This is a genomic window from Micromonospora ureilytica (genome assembly GCF_015751765.1).
GTDB classification, from domain to species: domain Bacteria; phylum Actinomycetota; class Actinomycetes; order Mycobacteriales; family Micromonosporaceae; genus Micromonospora; species Micromonospora ureilytica.
In genome coordinates this window covers 2,678,848-2,701,689 of sequence record NZ_JADOTX010000001.1, presented here as the reverse complement: position 1 = coordinate 2,701,689, position 22,842 = coordinate 2,678,848, and the positions used below count along the sequence as shown (strand labels likewise).

General features: G+C 71.3%; 16 protein-coding genes and 1 riboswitch. Of the genes, 6 read left to right on the top strand and 10 right to left on the bottom strand.

Annotation, left to right across the window (positions count from 1 at the left end):
• Window positions 1-244: 244 nt before the first annotated feature.
• The 3 genes from IW248_RS12095 to pdxY all read left to right on the top strand — a co-directional run bounded on the left by IW248_RS12095 (window position 245) and on the right by pdxY (window position 3,182).
• Window positions 245-1,261: a LacI family DNA-binding transcriptional regulator gene (locus IW248_RS12095; RefSeq protein WP_196927053.1), complete on the top strand. Its 1,017-nt coding sequence runs from the start codon at window positions 245-247 to the stop codon at window positions 1,259-1,261.
• Between the two features lie 132 nt (window positions 1,262-1,393).
• Window positions 1,394-2,188, top strand: coding sequence for a S1 family peptidase (locus tag IW248_RS12090; RefSeq protein ID WP_124818536.1), 795 nt, complete (start codon window positions 1,394-1,396; stop codon window positions 2,186-2,188).
• 142 nt (window positions 2,189-2,330) lie between these two features.
• Window positions 2,331-3,182 carry a pyridoxal kinase PdxY gene (pdxY, locus tag IW248_RS12085; RefSeq protein ID WP_196927052.1) on the top strand — a complete coding sequence of 284 codons (852 nt, stop codon included), beginning with the start codon at window positions 2,331-2,333 and terminating at the stop codon, window positions 3,180-3,182.
• A 60-nt stretch (window positions 3,183-3,242) separates the two neighbouring features.
• Here the strand turns inward: pdxY and IW248_RS12080 are convergent, their stop codons facing one another.
• The 7 genes from IW248_RS12080 to IW248_RS12050 form a co-directional block, all read right to left on the bottom strand.
• A complete protein-coding gene (locus IW248_RS12080; protein ID WP_124818540.1) occupies window positions 3,243-3,575 on the bottom strand; it encodes a putative quinol monooxygenase in 333 nt (110 codons plus the stop codon).
• Window positions 3,576-3,584: 9 nt separating this feature from the next.
• A complete protein-coding gene (locus tag IW248_RS12075; protein ID WP_196927051.1) occupies window positions 3,585-6,830 on the bottom strand; it encodes an ATP-binding protein in 3,246 nt (1,081 codons plus the stop codon).
• Entirely contained in the window at window positions 6,827-7,558 is a 732-nt protein-coding gene (locus IW248_RS12070; RefSeq protein ID WP_196927050.1) for a hypothetical protein, read from the bottom strand. The genes IW248_RS12075 and IW248_RS12070 overlap by 4 nt, the downstream gene beginning before the upstream one ends.
• The gene (locus tag IW248_RS12065) at window positions 7,555-8,658 is read right to left on the bottom strand and encodes an endonuclease domain-containing protein (RefSeq protein WP_196927049.1); all 1,104 of its coding nucleotides are present in this window, start codon (window positions 8,656-8,658) and stop codon (window positions 7,555-7,557) included. The genes IW248_RS12070 and IW248_RS12065 overlap by 4 nt, the downstream gene beginning before the upstream one ends.
• 67 nt (window positions 8,659-8,725) lie before the next feature.
• Window positions 8,726-10,144, bottom strand: a complete 1,419-nt coding sequence (locus IW248_RS12060; RefSeq protein ID WP_196927048.1) for a WGR domain-containing protein — start codon at window positions 10,142-10,144, stop codon at window positions 8,726-8,728.
• Between the two features lie 61 nt (window positions 10,145-10,205).
• Window positions 10,206-11,165 (bottom strand): acetamidase/formamidase family protein, encoded by a 960-nt coding sequence (locus tag IW248_RS12055; protein ID WP_196927047.1) that lies wholly within the window; start codon window positions 11,163-11,165, stop codon window positions 10,206-10,208.
• 97 nt (window positions 11,166-11,262) lie between these two features.
• A complete protein-coding gene (locus IW248_RS12050; protein WP_196927046.1) occupies window positions 11,263-12,285 on the bottom strand; it encodes a polysaccharide deacetylase family protein in 1,023 nt (340 codons plus the stop codon).
• A gap of 429 nt (window positions 12,286-12,714) precedes the next feature.
• Here IW248_RS12050 and IW248_RS12045 point away from each other — a divergent pair, with 429 nt between their 5' ends.
• Both IW248_RS12045 and IW248_RS12040 read left to right on the top strand, forming a co-directional pair.
• The gene (locus tag IW248_RS12045; RefSeq protein WP_196927045.1) at window positions 12,715-13,794 is read left to right on the top strand and encodes a glycoside hydrolase family 19 protein; all 1,080 of its coding nucleotides are present in this window, start codon (window positions 12,715-12,717) and stop codon (window positions 13,792-13,794) included.
• Window positions 13,795-14,071: 277 nt separating this feature from the next.
• Window positions 14,072-19,687, top strand: a complete 5,616-nt coding sequence (locus IW248_RS12040; protein ID WP_196927044.1) for a GH92 family glycosyl hydrolase — start codon at window positions 14,072-14,074, stop codon at window positions 19,685-19,687.
• A gap of 109 nt (window positions 19,688-19,796) precedes the next feature.
• Here the strand turns inward: IW248_RS12040 and IW248_RS12035 are convergent, their stop codons facing one another.
• From IW248_RS12035 to IW248_RS12025, 3 genes are read right to left on the bottom strand one after another with little or no spacing between them, the layout of a single operon-like run.
• Window positions 19,797-20,384, bottom strand: coding sequence for a histidine phosphatase family protein (locus IW248_RS12035; protein WP_196927043.1), 588 nt, complete (start codon window positions 20,382-20,384; stop codon window positions 19,797-19,799).
• A complete protein-coding gene (locus tag IW248_RS12030; RefSeq protein WP_196927042.1) occupies window positions 20,381-21,154 on the bottom strand; it encodes a CbtA family protein in 774 nt (257 codons plus the stop codon). Before IW248_RS12030 ends, IW248_RS12035 begins: the two co-directional genes overlap by 4 nt.
• Entirely contained in the window at window positions 21,145-21,348 is a 204-nt protein-coding gene (locus IW248_RS12025; RefSeq protein ID WP_124822026.1) for a CbtB domain-containing protein, read from the bottom strand. The genes IW248_RS12030 and IW248_RS12025 overlap by 10 nt, the downstream gene beginning before the upstream one ends.
• A gap of 35 nt (window positions 21,349-21,383) precedes the next feature.
• A riboswitch (cobalamin riboswitch) is annotated at window positions 21,384-21,529 on the bottom strand.
• Between the two features lie 275 nt (window positions 21,530-21,804).
• On the opposite strand from IW248_RS12025, the gene IW248_RS12020 reads away from it, so the two are divergent.
• The gene (locus IW248_RS12020; RefSeq protein WP_196927041.1) at window positions 21,805-22,683 is read left to right on the top strand and encodes an amidohydrolase family protein; all 879 of its coding nucleotides are present in this window, start codon (window positions 21,805-21,807) and stop codon (window positions 22,681-22,683) included.
• Window positions 22,684-22,842: the final 159 nt, after the last annotated feature.

Here is a 22,842-nt window from a genome sequence, read left to right as displayed (position 1 = left end):
GGGCGAGTCGCCGCGGGCTGTGCAGCCAGGCCCGAAGCGCGTGGGTGGTGGGCATCGGGTGGTCATTGACGGGGGACGGGCGTCAGCGACGGATGTCGGTGGGATCTCCACACGCCAACGGTGACCGGCATATTGACATCCATCATCACCTGTATAACGTTATAGAGCCGCGCCGGGCGTCCCGTCAATGCTTGTTCATCAATGCCTTGTCGGCCCGCCTGCCGAATTCGCGAAAGGTTGGTGGATGGGCGTCAACCTGAAGGACATCGCCCAGCGCGCCGGTGTCTCGCTGGCCACGGTCTCGAACGTGGTGAACGGGTACCGGCCGGTGGGGGAGCGGACCCGACAGCGGGTGCAGCAGGCGATCGACGAACTCGGCTACAGCCCCAACCTCGGCGCCCGACATCTCCGCCGGGGGCGTACCGGCCTGATCGCCCTGGCCGTCCCGGAACTGACCAACCCCTACTTCGCCGAGCTCGCCGAGATCGCCATCTCCGAGGCCGCCGCGCTCGGCTACACGCTCGTCATGGAGAACACCGCGGCGGACCGGGGGGCGGAGCTGGCGCTCCTCGACGGTTCCCGGCAGCGCGTCATCGACGGCCTGATCCTCAGCCCGGTGCGCATCGGCCGGGAGGAGGTGCTGGCCCGGTCCGCCGGCAGCCCACTCGTGCTGATCGGCGAGGGCGTCTTCGACGTGCCGCACGACCACATCGCCATCGACAACGTGGCCGCCAGTCACGCGGCGATCCGGCATCTCGTGGCGATCGGGCGCCGCCGGATAGCGTTTATCGGCGCCACCCCGGGCGGTGACCGGCAGTCGGCGCACCTGCGGTTCCGGGGTTACCGGGAGGCCCTGACGGCCGCCGGCCTGCCGTACCGACTGCGGCTGGTCGCCCGCACCGACGCGTTCGGCCGGCTCGACGGCAAGCGGGCCATGCGTGACCTGCTCGCGCTCGGTGACCCGCCGGACGCGGTGTTCGGCTACAACGACCTGGTCGCCATCGGCGCGCTGCGGGCGCTGGCCGAGGCCGGTCACCGGGTGCCCGAGGACGTCGCGGTGGTCGGGATCGACGACATCGAGGAGGGCCGGTTCAGTGCCCCGACCCTCACCACGATCGCCCCGGACAAGAGGGAGATCGGCCGTCTCGCGGTACGCCGTCTCGTCGCTCGCATCGAGGGCACGGAGGTCGCGGGGCCGCTGACCGTGCAGACGCCCTTCCGGCTCATCCGCCGGGAGAGCACCGGCACGCCGGGCGGGTGAGACCGAGATCCATAGCCTCGGTGGTACGACCCAGAGAGGATGACCCGCAACATCCACGCACCTCAATATGATGACCGCTATCTCGAAACGGGGTGCGCTCACGAGGCGCGCCATCCTGATGCGGAGGAATGCATGGTTCGCTGGCGTACCCTCACTGGCCTGCTGGCCACCGCGTTGGCCGCGGTGACCGCGGCCAGCCTCACCCTCACCGCGCCGGCCGCCGCGGCCGACAGTCCCGTGACGCCGAACGTCGTCGGTGGTACCCGCGCCGCTCAGGGCGAGTTCCCGTTCATGGTGCGTCTCTCGATGGGCTGCGGCGGGGCGCTGTACAGCTCCCGGCTGGTGCTCACCGCGGCACACTGCGTGGGCTCGACCGGCACCAACACCAGCATCACCGCGACGCTCGGGACTGTCGACCTCCAGTCGTCCAGCCGGATCACCGTCCGGTCCAACTACGTCTACCGCGCCCCCGGCTACAACGGCGCCGGGCGAGACTGGGCGCTGATCCGATTGGCCAGTCCCGTCACCGGGCTGAGCACGCTGCCGATCGCCAGCACTACCGCGTACGACAGCGGCACCTTCACCGTCGCCGGTTGGGGCGCCGCGCGCGAGGGCGGCGGCCAGCAGCGGTACCTGCTCAAGGCGACGGTGCCGTTCGTCAGCGACTCCACCTGCAACGCCAACTACGGCGGGGACCTCATCCCGGCCCAGGAGATCTGCGCCGGCTACGCCAGCGGCGGCACGGACACCTGCCAGGGTGACTCGGGTGGCCCGATGTTCCGCCGCGACGCCAGCAACGCCTGGATCCAGGTCGGCATCGTGAGCTGGGGCAACGGCTGCGCCCGGCCCAACTACCCGGGCGTCTACACCCAGGTGAGCTACTTCGCCTCGTCGATCGCCTCGGCCGCGGCGAGCCTGGGCGGCTGACCGTACGCCCGCGCGGGCGGCCCGGACGACACGGTCCGGGCCGCCCGTTCGTGCCGTCCGACGGAACGGGCGGCGAGTGGGCCACCCGACAGATTCGGCGGGCCGACCGTGCGGCGCCGGGCGCAACGGCGATGATGGGCCGGTGAAGATCCTGTCCATCCAGTCGTCGGTCGCCTACGGTCACGTCGGCAACTCGGCGGCGGCCTTTCCTCTGCAACGGCTCGGGCACGAGGTCTGGCCGGTCCTGACTGTGCACTTCTCCAACCACACCGGGTACGGCGCCTGGCGGGGCCCGCTGCTCCCGGCGGCGGACGTGGCGGAGGTGATCGCGGGCATCGAGGACCGCGGGGTCCTCGGCACCGCCGACGCGGTGCTCTCCGGCTACCAGGGCGACCCGGCCATGGGCGCGGTGATCCTGGACGCGGTGGCGAGGGTGAAGGCGACAAACCCGGCCGCCGTGTACTGCTGCGACCCGGTGATGGGCGACGCCGGTCGGGGCATGTTCGTCCGGCCGGGAATTCCGGAGTACCTACGGGACACCGTCGTGCCACGCGCGGACATCATCACGCCGAACCACTTCGAGTTGGACTTCCTCGCCGGCCGTACGACGAACTCGCTGGCCGAGGTGCTCGACGCGGTCGACGTGGTGCGCGCGACCGGGCCGCGGCACGTCCTGGTGACCAGCGTCCTGCACGGCGACCTGCCGCCGGACTCGCTGGAGGTGGTGGCGGTCTCCGACGAAGGCGCCTGGGCGGTGACCACGCCGCTGCTGCCGATCAACCCGAACGGTGGGGGCGACGTCACCGCGGCGCTGTACCTCGCGCACCTGTGGACGACCGGCTCACCAGCGACCGCGCTGGAACGCACCATCGCCTCCGTCTACGCCGTGCTGGAGGCGACTCTCGCGGCCGGCACCCGGGAGATCCAACTGATCGCGGCGCAGGACGTGATCGCCGACCCGCCGACCCGTTTTACCGCCCGCCGACTGCGCTGACGGGCGGGCGGCGGGTCGCCGAACCGTCAGCGCTGACGGCGGTCGGTGAAACGGCGCTGGTCAGCGGCCCTCGGGGACGGCCATCTCGCCGAGCAGCGACCAGTCCTCCTGCGGCACTGTGGCGTTCACGATGCGCGGCGTCTCGGCCAGGTGCGGCGGCAGGGTCTCCCGGGCCGCGCGGAAATGAGCGGACTGGACGTGGGCCGCGCCGGCCTGGTCGTCGCGGAACGCCTCGACCAGCACGTACTCGGTCGGGTCGTCCACGCTGCGGGACCAGTCGAACCACAGGCAACCCGGCTCCGCCCGGGTCGCCTCGGTGAACTCGGCGGCGATCTGCGGCCACTGGTCGGCGTGCTCGGCCAAGATCCGGAACTTGGCGGTAATGAAGATCATGGACCCAGGCTACCCAGCCGGGCGGGCGCGGGCGACGACCTCCTCGGGGGTCAACGGCGCCTTCGGGTGGTGCGTCAGGCACAACGGGGTGCGGACCTTGACGAACGAGAATCCCTCCCCGGCGGCGTAGAACTCACCGCTGTTGAGCAGGCCGATGTCCGGCAGCCGCCCGCCCTTGGCCTCGGCGAGTTGCCGGGCCGCGTCGATCTGCGCCGGCGCGTTGAGCAGCCCGAAGAACTGCGTCGTCGCGTTGCCGGAGATCTGGTTGTGCAGACCCTTGGGCGCCTGGGTGGCGAAGACCAGCCCGAGCCCGTACTTGCGGGCCTGCGAGGCCAGCGCGATCGAACTGGCCGTGCAGGCCGTGGTGCCGGTCGAGGGCGCCAGTGTCTGCGCCTCGTCCATCACAAACAGCCCACCCAACGGTCGGTCACCGGCGGGGTGCCGCTTGATCCACGCGAAGAGCGCCATCTGCAACTGGTTGACGAAGCTCTGCCGCTCCTGGTCGGAGGTGAGGCCGACGAAGCTGATCACCGACACCCGGGCCCGCCGCCCCGGCGACGGCGTCAGCAACAGTCCCGGGTCGGCCGGCGCGCCGACCCCGCCGAAGAGCGGATCGGTGACCATCGCCGCCTTGAGCGCCTCGGCCAACTCCTCGGCGAGCTTACCGGCGCGGGCCAGCCGACTGACCCCCTCGGGCAGGTCGGTGAGGAAGTCGGTGAAGCCGGGCAGGCCCACCATCCCGCTTCGCGCGTACGCCTGGAGGGCCTCGGTGAGCACGGCCTTGCCCTGCTGGGCGAGCCGGCTCGACCTGTCCACGCCGGCTCGGGGCGCGAGCGCCTCCACGGCGGAGCGGACGGCCTGGTCGAACTCGTCGGGCCAGTCCCGCAGGGAGGTGAAGTCGGGCAGCGGCTGGAAGCTCAGCGGCCGACCGGCGGTGACCCGGGGCGTCCACACCACCACCTCGGTGTGCGCGAGGTAGTCGGCGGCCCGTTCGGCGTCGCCGGGGCCCCAGCCGCTCGGTGGATCGGGCCACGCGTCGCCGAGCCGGGCGAGGTCGTTGTTGGGGTCGAGCACGATCGCCGAGACTCCCTCGCGGGCGCACTCCTCGACCAGCCGACGGATGAGCACGGTCTTGCCCGAGCCGGACCCGGCGAACACGACGGCGTGGCGGCGCAGCGACTCCAGGGGCACCGTGAACGGTTGACCACCGTCGACGGTCCGCCCCAGCCCGACCGCCAGACCGCCGGCGCCGACAACGGGGTCGACCGGGGCAGTGGCCGGCCCGGCCGCCGAACCGGCCGCCGGACCACCTGCCACGTCGGCGACCGGCGCGTTCGTCGGGTCGGAGTCGCTGCCGTCCGACGGTGGCTCGCCGTCGTCCGGCGTCGTCGGCGGAGCAGCGCCGCGCGTCCCGTCGGGCCCGGGCAGGACCGCGCGGAACAGCTCGGTGCCGCTGGCCGGGCGACGGGTCACCAGCCACTCCTGCAGGGCCGTGGACGGCTCGGCCGCCATCACCCGCAGCGCCGCGAAGACCCGCAGGTCCGCCTCCGGCACGGCGCACCGCAGGCCGCCGGCCGCGTCGAAGCCGGCCAACACCTCGGTCGTACGCTTCCCCGTCGGCCACGGACCGTTGCGCAGCAGGATCAGCCGCCGTTGTGGCAGGTCCCGGTCCAACCCGGCGAGGGTGCACGCGGCCTTGACCCGCGCGGTGACGGCGACGGCGTTGGGGTGCGCGATGGCCCGGAAGCACCAGTGCGCCTCGTTCTCGGTGGCCTCGTCGAGCACCTCGATCAGCCGCCCGTGCAGCGCGGGCTTGCGCCCGGGCGGCGGATCGTACTTGTAGGTGGCACCGGTCGGCGCCTGCTCGGCGATCCAGGCGGCCAGGCCGGCGGCGAGCAGCGGTGGCATGTGTTCGTCCTCGCCCGCCGGGTCGACGGCGGCCGACACGTCCGCGGCCTCGACCAGCTCGGCGAACCGCGCGTCCAACTCGTGCAGGCGGCGCTCGTCCGTCGTCGGGTCACTGGAAGAGCCACGGACGGGGCCCACCGTCGGCGTCGAGTCGGCGCCGTCGATGAGCCGGTCCAGCTCGACCACATCGTCGCGATCACGGCACCAGGCGATGTGGCGGTCCACCCGGCGCAGCAGGGCGCGTGGCGTCAGGGTGGGAGCGTCGGCGAAGGCGGCGGGGGCGATCGGCCAGGTGGGGTGCGGTGGCCCGAAGAACATTCCCGCGAACGCGGCGGTGAGGCGCTTCGCCACGATCGCCTGCCCAATCTCCGGGGTGGGGATCCGGTCGGGCAGGGTCGACGTACGGAAGCGGTCGGCGACCGGGGTGGGCGCGGCGCGGGTCATCAGCACCCAGGTGTCCGGCAGGCACGAGACAACGACCAGGGTGCGGCGGGTGATGTCGCGGAGCTTGAGCAGGCCGTCGGCGATCGGGCCGAGCACCTTGGCCTGGCCGTCCTCCAGCCCCTGATGCTGGTTGAGCAGTGAGGTGCTGGTCTGGGCGAACAGCGTGTCGAGCTGGTCCACGGCGATGACCGTGGGGTCCAGGGTCAGGGCCATCAGCCGGGAGATGTCCTGCACGACCTGCTGCGGGGTACGGATCGCGGTGCTCAACCCCCACGCCGCCCGCGCGGCCGGGTCACCCGGTTCGGAGATCAGGTGGGCGTAACCGACGTCCTGTGCCTCGAAGTCGATGGCGCCGTGCAGGACGAGCGCCCGAGCGGTGTCCTGGGCGTCCCGCCCGACCTCCCGATCGCGCTCGCGCAGCGCCCAGATGAAGGTGTCGAGGTGCGCACGGGTCACCGGTTGGGCGCCGGCGACCGCGTCACGGACCTCAGTCGGCAGGCCGAGCTGGGGGGTGAGTCGACGCAGGAAGGTCTTCAGCTGGGTGCCCCAGCCGACGTGGGGCCGACCCATCCCCTCCACCAGGGCCAGGGCCACGCTCTCCCAGAACGTCTTGCCACTGACCATGTCGACAAGGAAGAAGTAGCCGCCGTCGCGTTGGATCCGTTCCCGGACCGCTCCGAGTAGGTGCGTCTTGCCGGCGCCCGCGCGGCCCTGCATGGCCACGCCGAGCGGCATGCTCGTGTCGTCGGTGCGGGCCCGCGCCACCCCGCGCAGGATCTCCGCGGCCACCTTCTCGTGCAGCTCCGGCACGTTGTGCGGGCTGGGTCGCCACACGTCGTCCGGGGTGACCGCCGGGTTGAGACTCACCGCGTCCAGCGCGGCCCGCTGGTCGTCGGAGATCATGCCGGGCCGATCGCCAGGGCGTGGTTGTCCTCGTTCCCGATGCGGACGGCCGCGGCCCGGTCCCGTGCGGTCAGTGACTTGGTGTTCGCCACCGGGATGATGCGGACGTCCTCCCGGCCGACCATCGCCCGCAACGCCGCGTCCAGGGCGGCCCGATCGGTGTCGGCGAGCCGGTCGCGGACGTCGGCGAGGCCGACCCAGGCGCCAGGCGCGGTGGCCAGATCCCGGTACGCCGAACGGACCAGCGCCTCCACCTCCGCCGCGGACACGGGTGCCGCCGCCGTGGGTGCCGCCGCAGTCGGTGCCGCCGCCGTGGCCGGTGCCGGTGCGTCGGGCCGAGACTCGCCGGCCGCCGGCGCCGTTGCTCCGGTCTGCTTGAAGAAGTCGCCGTGGCTGACCCGGAGCCGGTCCAGCGAACGGTGCAGGTTGGACAGGACGACGAACAGCGAGCGGGTGGTCGAGCCGCCCTGCTTCGGCGGCGGGGAGGTGTGCAGCTGACGTGCCACCCGCCAGCCGTCCTCGGTCAGCTCGTGGGCGAACGGCCGGTGATTCTTGTCGGTGTCCACCAGGCCCAGGTCGACGAGCTTCGTGTTGTCCTTGCCGGTCAGCGTGAAACCGGCCAGCTCCTTCAGCTCGACGTTTGTGACTCGACGCGCCTCGACCATCAGCACCACGAGGGCGTTGATCTGGTTCGGCGTCAGGTGCGGGACGTCCGCCGGGCTCGTCATGATGTCTCATCTCCATGGGGGTACGTGCCGCCCGCGCGCCGCCGGGCCAGTAGCCGACGGATCCCGTCGACCACCGCCGGAGCGTCGGTCAGCACCTGCTCGTTGGTGAAGCGGAGCACGTCCAGCCCGAGGAGTTGCAGCTGCACGTCTCTCCGCCGATCGTTGGCGAAAGCGATTCGCCCACGATGCTCCGGGCCGTCCACCTCGACCGCAAGACCCTCCACGGGCCAAAACAGATCCAGTCGGTATGCCGCGCCCAGCACGTGCCACTCGTAGGTCTGGTTCCACCGCCGGCCCCGCGCCCAGTCGTGCGGCGCGAGCGCGCGTTCCAACGCCTGCTCGGCGGCGCTGTCACCGCGCGGCACGCCCGCGATCGGCGGCCAGGCCAGCACCGTCGACTCCGGCTCGGCGACGGTGGCCGGAATCGGTTCGGTCGTGCTGGCCAGCTCGGCGAATCGCGCCGGCACCGGCAGGGGCACCGAGCGCACCCGGTCGACGTGGCGCAGCGGCCCACCGGCCAACCACACAGTGAAGCCGCCGTGCCGCACGAACCACTCGGCGGCGGCCACCAGCGTCCGCTCGGCGTCCTCACCCAGGTCGGGCAGGGCCACGACGAGTACGCAGCTCTCCCGGTCGTACGCCTCGGCGATCACGCGGGCGAGCCCGGCGGCACGTACCCCCGGCGCGAAGCGGGACCGGGCGGCGGCACGGCGCCGATCGCGCAGCCCACGCTCGGCGAGGTCGGCGAGGAACGGGCCGAAGTGCCGGGAGCGGGCGGCGGTACGGGCCGCGAGGGCGCGCACCGCCGCCACACCGAGCGTGCCCGCGCTGTCGAAACGGTCGGCCCCCGCCAACCAGCGGGGGAACATCGCGAGGGCTGCGGTGTCCAGTTGGTCGAGCAGGGCGTCCACGAGGTCACCGAGCGGACCTACCACAGTGGGCCGGTAGTGCACGATCGCGGGCGCTGCCGGTGGCAACGGGTCGAGCGCCACCCGCAGCAGCTCCGGGTCGACGCCCGGTAGGTGACTCACTCGCCGCGTCGGCGGGGCGGCCCACCAGGCCCCGGTGGCGTCTCCGTTGACCCGGACGGGGTGCGCCATGCCGGCACCCTACGACACGAGCGTGCGCGACCGGGGCCCTCGACAGCGGAAGCGGCGCGCTCGCCGGTCAGCGCAGACGGCGGATGTCGCCGTACGCGCGGTAGTAACCACCGCGGCTGGACTCCCGTACCTCGGTCACCAGATAGCGGGCGCCCGGCTCGCGAATCCCCTTGGGAAACTGCACCGACCAGTCGCGCCGGTAGCCGTCGGAGAGCACCTGAACCCGCAGCCGCCCCCGATCGTCAAGGCACTGCACGACCACGCCCGCGCCCAGGTCGCTTGTCACCTCGACGATCGTCGGTTGCACCGGCTGGGGCGCCTGGCGGGGGGCCTTGATGTCGCGGACCTGGGGAACGTCACCGGCCTGCGCCGCGCGGATGGCCGGCTCGCTCGCGTCGATGCAGGCCAGATGGCCGCCGGTGGTGACGACGTAGAGCCGGTCGTCGTGGTACTGCATGGAGTACGCCGAGCCGCAGCCGGTGCCGAGCTTCCACAGCCGGGTGCCCGCCGCGTCGAAGCAGTAGATCGAAGACTGGCTGTCGCCGGCGAAGACGTACCGACCGCCTTCGGCGGTGGCGCAGGAGAAGACCGGGGCGTCGCAGCGGTAGGTGCGTTCGAGGCGACCCGACTTGGACAGGCGCACCACCTCGCGGGTGCCCGTCCCGGCGAACACGCTGCCGTGCTCCTGCCAGCCGAAGAGCACCGAACCGGTAGTGGTGTGCCACAGCTCCCCGCCGGTACGCCACTCGTAGCCGGTCACGCCCTGCGAGTGGCCGTGGTAGATGGCGTCGTTGTCGCACCGCACCATCCAGGCCGAACGCCCCCGCCCGGGACGACGCCACAGGAACTCGTCCTCGTGGTCGACGGCGGTGATGCCGCCGTCGGCGTCGGAGACGCCGAGGACGCCGTCGTGGATGTCCAGCCAGTAGATGTCGATCTCCGGGGCGATCGCGTACGCCACCCGGGGCACCTTGCCGGACAGGTCGTAGACGTTGCCGTCGTCGCAGCCGGCGTAGATCCAGGCGTCGTCGGCGACGATGCACTTCACCCCGTCGGGAAGGCGGACCTGGCCGCGGACCTGCGCGTCGTGGTCGAGCGTCGTGATGACACCGTGCTCGTTGCCGACCATGCAGTGCTGCCCGTCGACGAAGATGCCGAACGCGGGGGCGCCGGAGTCGTAGCGCCAGAGCACCGGGGCGGTGTGGGCGGTGGAGCGGGTGCTCACGATCTGCCGCCGCGACACGGTGCGCTTCTGGCGGACCCCGGGGACCGCCGGCGCGTAGCCCTTGCGGACCTTCTCCCCGATCTTCTTCGCCGCGGCGGCCCGGGCCCGGGCGTTGTCCGGATAGGCACTCGCCTTGACCTGCCCCTGGTCACCGATCCGGCCGTAGCGCACCGTCAGTGTGGCGTTGTCGACGATGACCTCGTAGAACTTGTGCGCACCGTCCACTTCGGACAGTTCGAGGTAGGTCGTCTCCTGGGACATGGGGGCCTCCGAGGGTCAGCGAGCGGCGCGATCCGGCCGGCGCGGCGACAGTGCCCACACGCTAACGGCGGCCCCCGACAGAATCGGCGTCCGGCCAGCGCAGCGCGTCGTCGCGGAGCACCGCGTGTGCGCCGACGCTCTGGTTGACGATCTGCGTCACCCGTACGTCGACAGCGATGCTGGCCAGCGCCACCGCGTCCGCGCGGCTGAGCGAGTGCAGCCGCTGCATCAGGGTCAGCATCGAGTCCAGGGCGGCGAACGTGGCGTCGTCGAGGGACGCACCGACGCCAAGCGTCAGCCAGGCATCGGGGGTACGAGCCACCGGGCCGGTGACCGGAAAGTCGTCGCGCACGTCGAAGGTCAACGTCACCTCGTCCATCGGACACTCGATCGCGGTGCCGCCGACCTCGCCGTCACCCTGTGCGGCGTGCCCGTCCCCGACGGAGAACAGCGCGTCGTCGACCGGGATCGGCAGCAGGAGAGTGCTGCCGGCGGTGAGGTCCCGGCAGTCCAGATTGCCGCCCCAGGGGCGCGGTGGGGTCGTCGAGTGCCGTCCCGGCTCCGCGGGTGGCATGCCGAGCACTCCCATGAAGGGCCGCAGCGCGACAGCGTGGCCATGCTGGCTGCGGCCGGTCATCGTCACCGGGTCCAGCGTCCAGGCGTGCACCACCTGTTGGTCCTGCACGCCGTAGCGCTCGTTGAACCCGCTCGGCCAGCCGCCGGCCACTGTGGTTCCCCAACTGGCCGGGACGACCGCGTCGATGCGTACCACGAGGGTCTGTCCGGCGCGCGCACCGCGGACCGCGACCGGACCGATCAACGCGTGTCCGTGGTCGGGTTGGTGCTGCGCGACCCGGGGCCGGTCCCGGTTCGGTCCGCCCGGGTACGGGCCGGCGGACCACCAGCAGTCCAGGGTGCGATAGGTGACTGTGTCGCCGGGGTCGATGGTGAGCACCGGCGGGACATCGGGGGAGAAGTGACCGTGGAGGCTGTCATCCCCCGGGATGAGGGTGTGTCGCATCTGTGCAGGCTAGTTGCAGCTGGTCCGCGCCGCGGGTGGCCCGGTGCGCGGTGGGTGCCGGGCGCACCCACCGCGCACGATTCGGACCCGGGCGATGTCAACCCGAGGTGCAGGAACGGATCTGCGGGCGGGCGCTGCTGTTGCCGTTGGTCATCGTGGTGAAGCCGAAGGTGTTGCCGCTGCCGTTGGACCGCATGGTCATGACGGTGCCGCTGCTGTCCCAGGTGGCGGTGCCGTTCCAGATGGTGGTGACCCGCTGGGGCGAGGTGATGGCCACGACCACTGTCCACGTGCTGGCGCCGCTGACCGTCACCGACGTGTTGTACCTGTCGCCCCAGACGTTGGGGGTCGTGGCGGTGGCGGTGCAGGTGCCGCCGGCGGGCGGCGGGGTGGTGGTGGGCGGCGGGGTGGTGCCGTCGGGCGCTACCGCGCGGCCGGTGGACGGCGAGATCATGCCGGGGCACAGGTTGCGACTGGTCAGGTTGGCCATGATCTGGGGGATCGCGTCGCGGGTGTTCTGGATCCCGTCGTGCATCAGGATGACCTGACCGGCCTGGAGTCGGCTCGCGTTGGCCACGATCTGGCTGACGCTGGCGCCGTTCCAGTCCTGGGAGTCCACGTCCCAGATCACCTGGCGCATGCCCAGCGACGACGCGACGGACTGCAACGTGGAGTTGGTCTCGCCGTAGGGCGGCCGGAACAGCGTCGGTCGGCTGCCGGTCGCCGACTGGATCGCCGAGCTGGTCTGGGACAGGTCCGACTGCATCTGCGACTGGCTCATCGAGGTCATGTGTGCGTGGTTCCAGCTGTGGTTGGCGACCCACATGCCGGCTGACACCTGGGCCTGCGCGGCCGACCGGTTGTTCTGGACGTTCTGCCCGACGTTGAACATGGTGGCGCGTACGCCGTTGGTGCGCAGCACGTTCAGCAGCGAGCTGGTGCTGCCGGTCGGACCGTCGTCGAAGGTGAGGCCGACATAGCCGTTGCAGGTGGCGGCGCTCGACGGGGTCGAGGTGGCCGCGAGGACGACGCCGCACATGGCGACGGCGGTGGCCAGGACGGCGAGCGCCGCGCGCAACCGCCTCGACCACAGGGCGGTGCGGGGGAAGAGCCTGCTCATCTGGTGCCCCTTCGCGCAGGCCGGACGCGCCCTGGGGGGCGGGCAGCACAGTCCGGACAGGTGTGGATGAGTGGTGGGGTGGAGCCGAGACCGCAACGAAGCCGATGGCATTGACCTCAGTGGATCGGAGTATTACAGCGAGAATTCCAACGCGTCAACAAGTTCCGGAACATCCTCGGAACAACGCAGAGGGCTGTTTGGGGGCTGGCCAGGCACTGCGGCCTCCCGGGGGATCTCGATCATGCTCGTCGATACGTATGTACCCGACATGATCCGGAAAGCTGCCGGAATTATCGACAGCCGTCGCCGAGCCGACCGTCGAGCCGGCCGCACGTAATAGTAAAGATTGTGAACAGAAGATGTTACAGTCACTTCGGTCGATATCCGCCCGGGTTTCGGCCAGCGAGGTACCAGGAGGGAAGTGATCACATGACGAGACTGCGCGCGCTGGTCGCGCTGGCGGCACTGATCGTCGCCGGTGGGCTGGTGGCGGTCATCCCGGCCACCGCCGCGTCGGCGGCGGCCTGTTCAGCATCGTGGCAGGCACCGGCCGTCTACTGGGGAGACGCCCAGGTCTCCCACAACGGCCGTAACTACCGGGCGAAGTGGTGGACCCAGAACGAGGCGCCGCCGGGCACGACGGGTGTCTGGGAGGACCTCGGCGCATGTGGCGGGGGCACCACGCCGCCCACCGGGGGGACCTGCAGCTACCCGAACTGGACCGCCGGGACCTGGTACGCCACCGGGGCGATAGTGCGGTACACAAACGGTTCCTACTACATCGCCGAGCACGACAACCCGGGGTACGACCCCGTCGTCAGCACCTGGTACTGGGAGCCGTACACCTGTGGCGGTCAGCCACCGACCACCCCGCCGCCCACCAACCCGGGCGGCTTCGTGGTCACCGAGGCCCAGTTCAACCAGATGTTCCCAGGTCGCAACTCGTTCTACACGTACTCCGGACTTGTCGCCGCGCTCAGCGCCTACCCGGCGTTCGCGCGCAGCGGCAGCGCCACCGTCCAACGGCAGGAGGCCGCGGCCTTCCTGGCGAACGTCTACCACGAGACCGGCGGGCTCGTGCACGTGGTCGAGCAGAACACCGCGAACTACCCGCACTACTGCGACTACGGGCAGCCGTACGGGTGCCCTGCCGGGCAGGCCGCCTACTACGGGCGGGGCCCGATCCAGCTCAGTTGGAACTTCAACTACAACGCGGCGGGTAACGCGCTCAACCTGCCGCTGTTGACGAACCCGTGGCTGGTGCAGACCGACGCGTCGGTGGCCTGGAAGACAGGTATCTGGTACTGGATGACCCAGAACGGTCCAGGCACCATGACCGCCCACAACGCGATGGTCAACGGCGCCGGGTTCGGTCAGACGATCCGCAGCATCAACGGCTCGATCGAGTGCAACGGCGGAAATCCCGCCCAGGTGCAGAGTCGCGTCACCAGGTACCAGCAGTTCGTCGGCATCCTCGGCGTGTCCGCCGGAGCCAACCTCTACTGCTGATCCGTGGCCGGGCCTCGGCGTCCGTCGTCGGACGGCGTCGAGGCCCGGCACCTCGGCCGCCGGGGCCCGGGAGGGGGCGGCGGCCGTTTCGGCGCGACCAACCCGTTGACACGGCCGTGCTGCGCCCGGAACTATCAGCGGCAGTCCACAGGCCCCGGCTCCCGTTGCTCACGATCTCCAATGACAACGATGTCAGGGCTCCGACCCGCCACCCGCTCCACACTGCCCACACGTTCGACGTACTCGACCCGGTTCGAGTCGAAAGGCTCCGTCCCTCATGTCGCACACCCCCCTTGCGCATCCCCTCTCTCCCCGCCTGATCGCGGCCACGACAGCCGTCCTGCTACCGCTGGGCCTGCTCGTCGCCGCGCCCCTGGCGAACGCCGCCCCCACCCCCGCGACGCCCGGCAACTTCACCTCCTCGTTCGAGTCCGCCGACCCGCAGCCCGCCACCAGCACCGTGGAGGTCGGCGCGAACGGAAAGCCGGTCCAGGCCAACCTGAGCGGCACTGTCGCCTCCCTGCCCGGCAGCCTGCTCGGCCAGGTCAGCGCCGTGACCGCGAGCGACGAGAACCCGCCGCGGGAGGTCGCCGCGAACCTCAAGGACGACGATCCGTCGACCAAGTGGCTCGTGTTCGCGTCCACCGGCTGGGTGACCTACCAGCTCGCCAAGCCGGCGACTGTGGTGCGTTACTCGCTGACCGCGGCCGACGACGCACCGAGCCGAGACCCCCGGGACTTCGTCATCCAGGGGTCGAACGACGGCAGCACCTGGACCGACCTGGACAAGCGCGCCGGCGAGAAGTTCAGCGGGCGCTTCGCCACCAGGACGTACAGCTTCACCAACACGAACGCGTACGGCTTCTACCGGCTCAACGTCACAGCGAACTCCGGTGACTCGCTCGTGCAGCTCGCCGACTGGAACATCAGCGACGGCTCGGACGTCCGCCCGCCGGCCACCCCCATGGTCAGCGAGGCGACCGCCGGGCCGAACGGTGGCTACACCACGAAGCCGGACGTCGGGTTCACCGGACTGGCCGCGCTGCGCTACTCCGGCGGCGCCGAGGGCAACGGCCGGTCGTACGCGACGAACAAGCTGTTCGACGTCACCATCCCGGTGGGGCCGAAGACCCGACTGTCGTACAAGATCTTCCCCGAGTTCACAGGCGGGGACGGTCGGTACCCGTCCACCTACACCGCCGTCGACCTGCACTTCACCGACGGCAGCTACCTGAGTGGACGCTCGCCCGCCGACCAGCACGGCTACCCGCTCACCGGCGCCGGGCAGGGGACCTCGAAGGTGCTCTTCGCCGACCAGTGGAACCTGGTGCAGGCCGACCTCGGCACCGTCGCGCGCGGCAAGACGATCGACCGCATCCTGCTGGCGTACGACAATCCGCAGGCCACCGGGGAGACCCGGTTCCAGGGTTGGCTCGACGACGTCGAGGTGACGGCCGCGCCGGCGTCGATCGACGGCTCGAAGCTGACCAACTACGTCGACACCCGACGGGGCACCAACTCGACCGGCGGTTTCTCGCGCGGCAACAACCTGCCGATCACCGCCGTGCCGAACGGGTTCAACTTCTTCACCCCGGTGACCGACGCGACCTCCGACTCCTGGGAGTACGAGTACCACCGGGTCAACAACGAGGCCAACCTGCCGATGCTCCAGGGCCTGGCGATCTCCCACGAGCCGAGCCCCTGGATGGGTGACCGCAACCAGATGTCGGTGATGCCCGTCGTCGGTGGCGGGCCCCTCACCGGTCAGCCGGCCAGCCGTGCGGTCGCCTTCCGCCACGACGACGAGACGGCGCAGCCGGACCTCTACCGGGTCACGCTCCAGAACGGCCTGGTCGCGGAGGTGTCGCCCACCGACCACGCCGGGATCATGCGGTTCACCTTCCCCACCGGGCAGGCGACCGGAAGTCTCGTCTTCCACAACGGCACGTTCACCATCGGCACGGACGGCACGTTCACCGGTTGGGTCGACAACGGAAGCGGCCTGTCGGCCGGTCGTAGCCGGATGTTCGTCTCCGGCACCTTCGACCGGGCGCCGACGGCGTCCGCCGCGACCTCGGCCACCTTCGACCTCTCCGGATCGCGGGAGGTGACGATGCGTCTCGCCACGTCGTTCCTCTCCGTCGACCAGGCGCGCCGGAACCTCGACCTGGAGGTCACCGGAAAGAGCTTCGCCCAGATCCACGCCGCCGCGACGGCCTCGTGGAAGGACCGGCTCGGCCGGGTCGAGGTGCGGGGCGCCACCGAGGCGCAGCTGGTCACGATGTACTCGAACCTGTACCGGTTGAACCTCTACCCGAACTCGCAGTCGGAGAACACCGGCACCGCCGCCGCGCCGCGCTGGCAGTACGCAAGCCCGGTCGCGGCGGCGACCGGCGCGTCGACAGCCACCCAGACCGGCGCGAAGGTCGTCGACGGCCAGATCTATGTCAACAACGGCTTCTGGGACACCTACCGCACCGTGTGGCCCGCCTACGCGCTGCTGTACCCGGACGTCGCCGCCAAGATCTCCGACGGGTTCGTCCAGCACTACCGTGACGGCGGCTGGATCGCCCGCTGGTCGTCCCCCGGCTACGCCGACCTGATGACCGGCACCAGCGCGAACGTGGCCCTGGCCCAGGCGTACCTCACCGGGGTCAAGCTGCCCGACCCGCTCGCGGCGTACGACGCGGCGGTGAAGGACGCGACCGTCGCGTCCGGGCGCAGCGCGGTCGGACGCAAGGGCATCGAGAGCTCCCTGTTCCTCGGCTACACGCCGACGTCCACCGGGGAGTCGGTGTCCTGGGCGCTGGAGGGCTACATCAACGACTACGGCATCGGCAACATGGGTGCGGCGCTCGCCAAGGACCCGGCCACGCCGAAGTCGGAGCGTGCCCGGCTCAAGGAGGAGTCGCGGTACTTCCTGGAGCGGGCCCGCAACTACGTCCACCTCTTCGACCCGAAGACGAAGCTCTTCCAGGGCCGCGACGCCGCCGGCAACTTCCTCGCCGGTGACCCGCTGGACTGGGGCGGCGTCTACACCGAGACCAACGGGTGGAACTTCGCGTTCACCGCCCAGCAGGACGGCCAAGGCCTGACCAACCTGTACGGCGGGCAGAAGGCGCTGCGGGACAAGCTCGACGCGTTCTTCACCACCCCGGAGAACGCCGACCGCCCCGGTGGGTACGGCGGTGTCATCCACGAGATGCTCGAAGCGCGCGCGGTGCGGATGGGACAGCTCGGCATGAGCAACCAGCCGTCGCACCACATCCCGTACATGTACAACGTCGCCGGCGCGCCGGCGAAGACCCAGGAGAAGGTACGGGAGATCCTGCGCCGCCTCTACGTCGGCAGTGAGATCGGCCAGGGCTACCTGGGCGACGAGGACAACGGCGAGATGTCGTCCTGGTACATCCTCAGCTCGCTGGGCATCTACCCGTTGCAGGCAGGGTCGTCCGAGTGGGCGATCGGCTCGCCGCAGTTCACCAGGATGACAGTGCACCGCAGCAGCGGCGACATCGTCGTCAACGCGCCGAACAACAGCGCGGCGAACGTCTACGTGCAGGACGTCAAGGTCAACGGTAAGAAGCAGCGCGGCCTGTCAGTGGATGTGGCGGCGCTCGCCAAGGGCGGCACCATCGACTTCCAGATGGGCTCCAAGCCGTCGTCGTGGGGCACCGGCAAGAATGACGCGCCGCCGTCGCTCACCAAGGGTGACGAGGCGCCGAAGCCGTTGCAGGACGTCACCGGTCCCGGTCTCGGCACCGCGACCGCGACCGGCGGTCAGGACGCGTCGAAGCTGTTCGACGACTCGTCGACCACCCAGCTGACCTTCACCTCGGCGACCCCCCAGATCACCTGGGCCTTCCGTGGTGGCAAGCAGAAGCCGAAGTACTACACGGTCACGTCCGGCGCCGGTGTGGGCGATCCGGCGGACTGGCGCCTGCAGGGCTCCAACGACGGTCTCACCTGGACCACAGTGGACTCCCGCACCGGCCAGGTGTTCCCGTGGCGCAACCAGACCCGCCCGTACTCGATCGACAAGCCGGGGCGGTTCGCGCAGTTCCGCCTCGCCGTCACGAAGACGGTCGGCGCCGCGCAGACCAACCTCGCCGAGGTCGAGCTGCTCGCCGGGGGTGACCTCGACCTCGGCGGCGGCGACATCGCGGTCACCGCCGCGGACGGCGTGCACGCGACGACAGGCGTACCCGTCTCGGTGCCGTTGGCCACCGTCACCGGCGGCGACGCCAGCGGCTACCAGGCCACCATCGACTGGGGTGACGGCACGCCGGTCACCGCGGGCACCGTGACGTTGAGTTCGCGGGCCGTCTACCGCATCGGTGGGTCCCACACCTACGCCACGCCGGGCTACCACCAGGCGAACGTCACGGTCACCGACGGCGACAGCCAGAGCTCCGCGACGGTCGGCGTCGAGGTGGCGTACGCCCCGGCCTCCGGTCTCACCGCCGCGTTCGACAGCGTCTGCGTCGGTGACGAAGGGACACTCGCGGCAGACTGCGACGCCAAGTCGTGGGCGTACTCGCGGGCGGCCCTCGCTGCGGGCGGTGTGACCCAGGGTCAGCAGCGGCAGGTTCCCGGAACCGAGCTGCGGTTCACAGTGCCGGTGATCCCGGCCGGGCAGCCGGACAACGCCACCGGCAACGGGGCGACTGTCGTCCTCGACCTCCCGGAGGACGCGAAGAGCATCTCGTTCATCGGCGCCGGAACGCAGGGCAACCAGAGCACCACCGGCACGGCGACGTTCAGCGACGGCAGCACGGCCAGCATTCCGATCCAGTTGAGCGACTGGACGCTGGGCGGCAACGCCAACGGCACCCCGTCCTACGGCAACATCATCGTCGCGCGGACGGCGTACCGGTTGCAGGGCACGAGCCGCGACGGCGCCCAGCCGTTCCTGTTCGCCACCGCGCCGTACCAGATCCCGGCGGGCAAGACACTGGTGTCGGTGACCCTGCCGACGCAGACCGGTGACCCTCGCTCGGCGGGCCGGATCCACGTGTTCGCCGTGGCCAACGACGGCACGCCCGCCCCGGCGCTGACGACCGCCGCCCCGAAGGACCAGACGGCCACCGCCGGGCAGGCCCTCGCGGCGAACCTCGGAGCGGTGACCGGCGGCGTTCCCGGTACGACGGGCTACCGTGCCCGCGTCCAGTGGGGTGACGGCACGGTTCCGGACGACGTGACGATCGGCGCGTCCGGTGCGATGAGTGGCCGGCACGCCTACGCACGGGAGGGCACCTACACGGTGCGCGTCACCGCGTGGGACACGTTGTCGAGCAGCACCGGGTCCTTCACGGTGACCGTGGCTCGGGGCGGATCGCAGCCGGCGATCGCGCTGTCCGCGTCCGGCACCGTCACCACCGGTGGCGCGATCACCGTCGACGGCAGCGGCTTCGCCGCCGGCGAGCAGGTGACCGTCAGCGTCGGCACCGACCCGGCCCGGACCGTGAAGGTCGCGGCCTCCGCGACGGGAACGGTCCGCGCCTCGGTGCCGACCTCCGGTGACGCGCAACCCGGCCGGTACGCCGTCACCGCGACTGGGGCGTCCTCGCGTACGCCGGCCACGGCCACCGTCCAGGTGACCGGGGAGCCGGAGGCGCGGACCTACCAGCCGCGGGTGGCGCTGTTGACCACCTCGGGACCGCGCGGTACGTCGATCATGTTCGACGGTTCCGGGTTCGCTCCGAACGAGGTGGTCACGATCGCCTTCGGGACCGGACTGGCGGTCAGCACCGTGCGCGCGAACGGTGACGGCGTCATCTCCGGCGCGACGGTAAGCGTTCCGGGTGCGGCGAAGGCGGGCGCGACAAGTGTCACGCTGAACGGCGCCACGTCGGCGACGAAGGTGTCCCGGCCGTTCACCGTCACCGGCTAGCGCCAAGCCAGGGATAGTGCAGCCGCGTGGGGCGGGCCGTGTTCACGGCCCGCCCCACTCCGGGACGTTGCCGGCCGGGGCATCTCGCCCGGAGACATCAGCTACGTGCTCACGCCGCGCTCAGTCGGAGCTGCCAGCGCGTGCCCTGGCTGGTGAGCCGGACGATCGCCAACGGCTCCACGTCCACCTGCCGGTAGGTCGCCGTCGGCAGGCCGAGGGCGTGCACGACCGCGACCCGGATCACCAGCGGGTGGGTGACCGCGACGACGCGTCGACCGGCGCCGCGGTGCTCGTCCAGCCAGCGACCGACCCGATCCCGTACGGCCGTGACCGATTCACCGCCGTGCGGCGCGGAGTCCGCGTCGGACAGCCAGTCGTGCAGCGCCTGCGGGTGTGTACCGGCGATCTCCTCAAGCGACAGTCCGGACCAGTCGCCGTAGTCACAGTCGGCCAACGCCGCCTCGATGGTCGGCAGCAGGCCCAGGGCGTCGGCGGTCTGTCGGGCCGCCGCCGTCGGGCTGGACAGGCAGGTGTCGTGCACGCCGAGGGGCCCACGCCGGTCCGAACCCGCGTGGGCCTGGGCGAGGACGGCACGAAGGCCACCCTCGTCCAGGCCGTCGTCGGTGCCGCCGAAGCGGGCCCGACGCAGAGCGGCGGTGTGACCGTGGGCGACCAGCCGGAGGCTGGTGCCGGTCACGTGCTCGGCAGTGCGGTGCCGGCCCGGCGACGCCGCTCGTGGTGCATCAGGGCCGCGAACAGCAGGCCGATGCCGGTCCAGAGCACTACCTGGGTGCCGAGCGAGGCCAGCCGGAAGTTCCACAGCAGGGTCGCGGGGAAGTCCGCCGGTACCTCCTGGAAGGACGGCATCACCACGTACGACACTGCCGTGACCAGCAGGAACCCGCCCACGGCCGCGGCGGCGCGCTGCCACGTCGGCGCCTGGCCGCCCACCGACCGGTAGCCCAGCGAGCCGGCCCACACGGCCACCAGCCCGAGCACCACCATCAACAGGTAGGTGACGGTCCGCTGGTTGATGGTGGCCGGGTCGCCGACCGCCGGCGGGTTCGCCGGGTACTTGAGGAACGGCACGATCACCGCGCCGAGCAGCGCCGCGCCGGCCAGCAGCAGGCCCGACCGCCCGCCGTCGTCGCTGCGCCGCCGACGGGACAGCAGGACGTACGCCGTGGCCAGCAGACCACCCATCGCGGCGCCGAACAGGCCGGTGGCCAGGAACAGGCCGCCACGCTGACCCGTCCGGCTGACCAGGGCGTCCTCGTGGTCGTGCGCACCGGCGGCGGGCTCGGCGTGTGCCGCCGCCGCCTCCTCGATGGCGATGGCCGCCTCGACGTGGGGTTCGCCGGCGACGTACGCGAACGCCCCGGCGAGCAGGCCGGCGATCAGACCGGCGAGCAGCCCGCGGACGAGGACGGCGACGAACGGGGGAGCGGTGGTGGTGTTCAGTGGCACGGGACACCCAGCAGGTGCCTGCCGTCGTGCATCAGCTCGTGCAGGTACATCCCGCTGCGCGACACCGCCCCCTGGTCGAAGGCGACGAGGTAGGCCAGCAGGGTGAGCACGGCAACGGTCGCGAGAGCCGTCCACAGGAGACGTGCGCTGCCGGCGGGGTGCACCACCGGTTGGCTGGAAGCGGAACTAGACATGAATACACGAACCTCCCCAGGGATGACGCGTCCCCATCGCAAGGCTGCGGACGACCGAGCGTCCTGGCTCGCGGCCCCCAGTTGAGGTGGGGGAACCGCTCACAGTGGCGCGACCGCGCCGGATTCACACCGGCTTCCCTCGCGTCGCCGCAGATAGTGGGTCGACGGTATCGGGGCCACCTCAGGCGGTCAACCCGGGCCCCGCGCCCGCAGGGCGCCCGCGCACCGGAGCTTCTTACGAGCCGGACCAGCGGTCGGTGCCGGCGGATTCGTCTGACCAAAAGGCGACTCGGTGGGAATCCGGTCCGGCGCGCGTTCCGCGGCCCGGGAACAGCCTGTTACCGCTAACATGGTCAACCTGCCAGATCGACTCTGTGGCTCCGGGTCTACCCGGAGGGGTTCGGTCGGTGGCGGGGCGGGGTGTGGGGTGAACGTGAACACGCCAGGACGGGTCCGATGACGACCGGCGAGGTCGCGCGACGGCCGGGAATCGTCGACGCGCATCATCACCTCTGGGTCCGGGCGCGGCACCCGCAGCCCTGGATTGATCCGCACACCATGGCCGCGATCGACGACGACTTCACCCCTGTCGAACTCGCCCCGGCGACCCGGGCCGCCGGGGTCACCCAGACCGTGGTCGTGCAGTCCGTCGCCGTCCGGTCGGAGACGCCCGAGCTGCTCGGTGTCGCGGCCGACGATCCTCTCGTCGCCGGGGTGGTCGGCTGGGTCGACCTCACCGCCGCGGAGGTCGGCCGTCGTCTAAATCGACTGCGGAAGGGGCGGGGCGGCGAACGGCTGGTCGGGATCCGCCACCTGGTCCAGTCCGAGCCCGACCCGGCCTATCTCGACCGCCCCGAGGTGCGGCGGGGCATCGCCGCGGTCGGCGCCGCCGGCCTCGCCTTCGACCTCCTGGTGCGCCACGGTCAGCTGCCGGCGGCGACCCGGCTCGTCCGCGACCTGCCCCAGGTGCGGTTCGTCCTCGACCACCTCGGCAAGCCCCCGCTCGGGCGCGGCGATCTCGCTGACTGGCGCCGCGACCTCCGCGCGTTCGCGGCCGAGCCCAACACGACGGCGAAGCTCTCCGGCCTGGTGACCGAGGTGGACGGCGCGTCCTGGACGGCGGCCGACCTGCGGCCCGCTGTCGAGCACGCCCTCGACGTGTTCGGGCCGGATCGGCTGATGTTCGGCTCGGACTGGCCGGTGTGCCTGCTCGCCACCTCGTACACCCGCTGGGTCACGGTCCTCGGCGACCTGCTGGACCCGCTGTCGGAGGGCGAGCGGGCGGCGATCTGGCGTGAGACCGCCGGCCGGGTGTACCAACTGGCCCCCTTCTGACCCGGCAGCGGGTTCCGAACTGGGGACATAGGATGTTATCGATAACATGCTAGCGACGGCGGCCGATGGCGTTTGGTCAGATGTATGCCTTCGGCGGTGCAGGTAACGATGGCAAAACACGCCCGTAAGACCTTGGCAACATACGTGAATGCGTGGGAA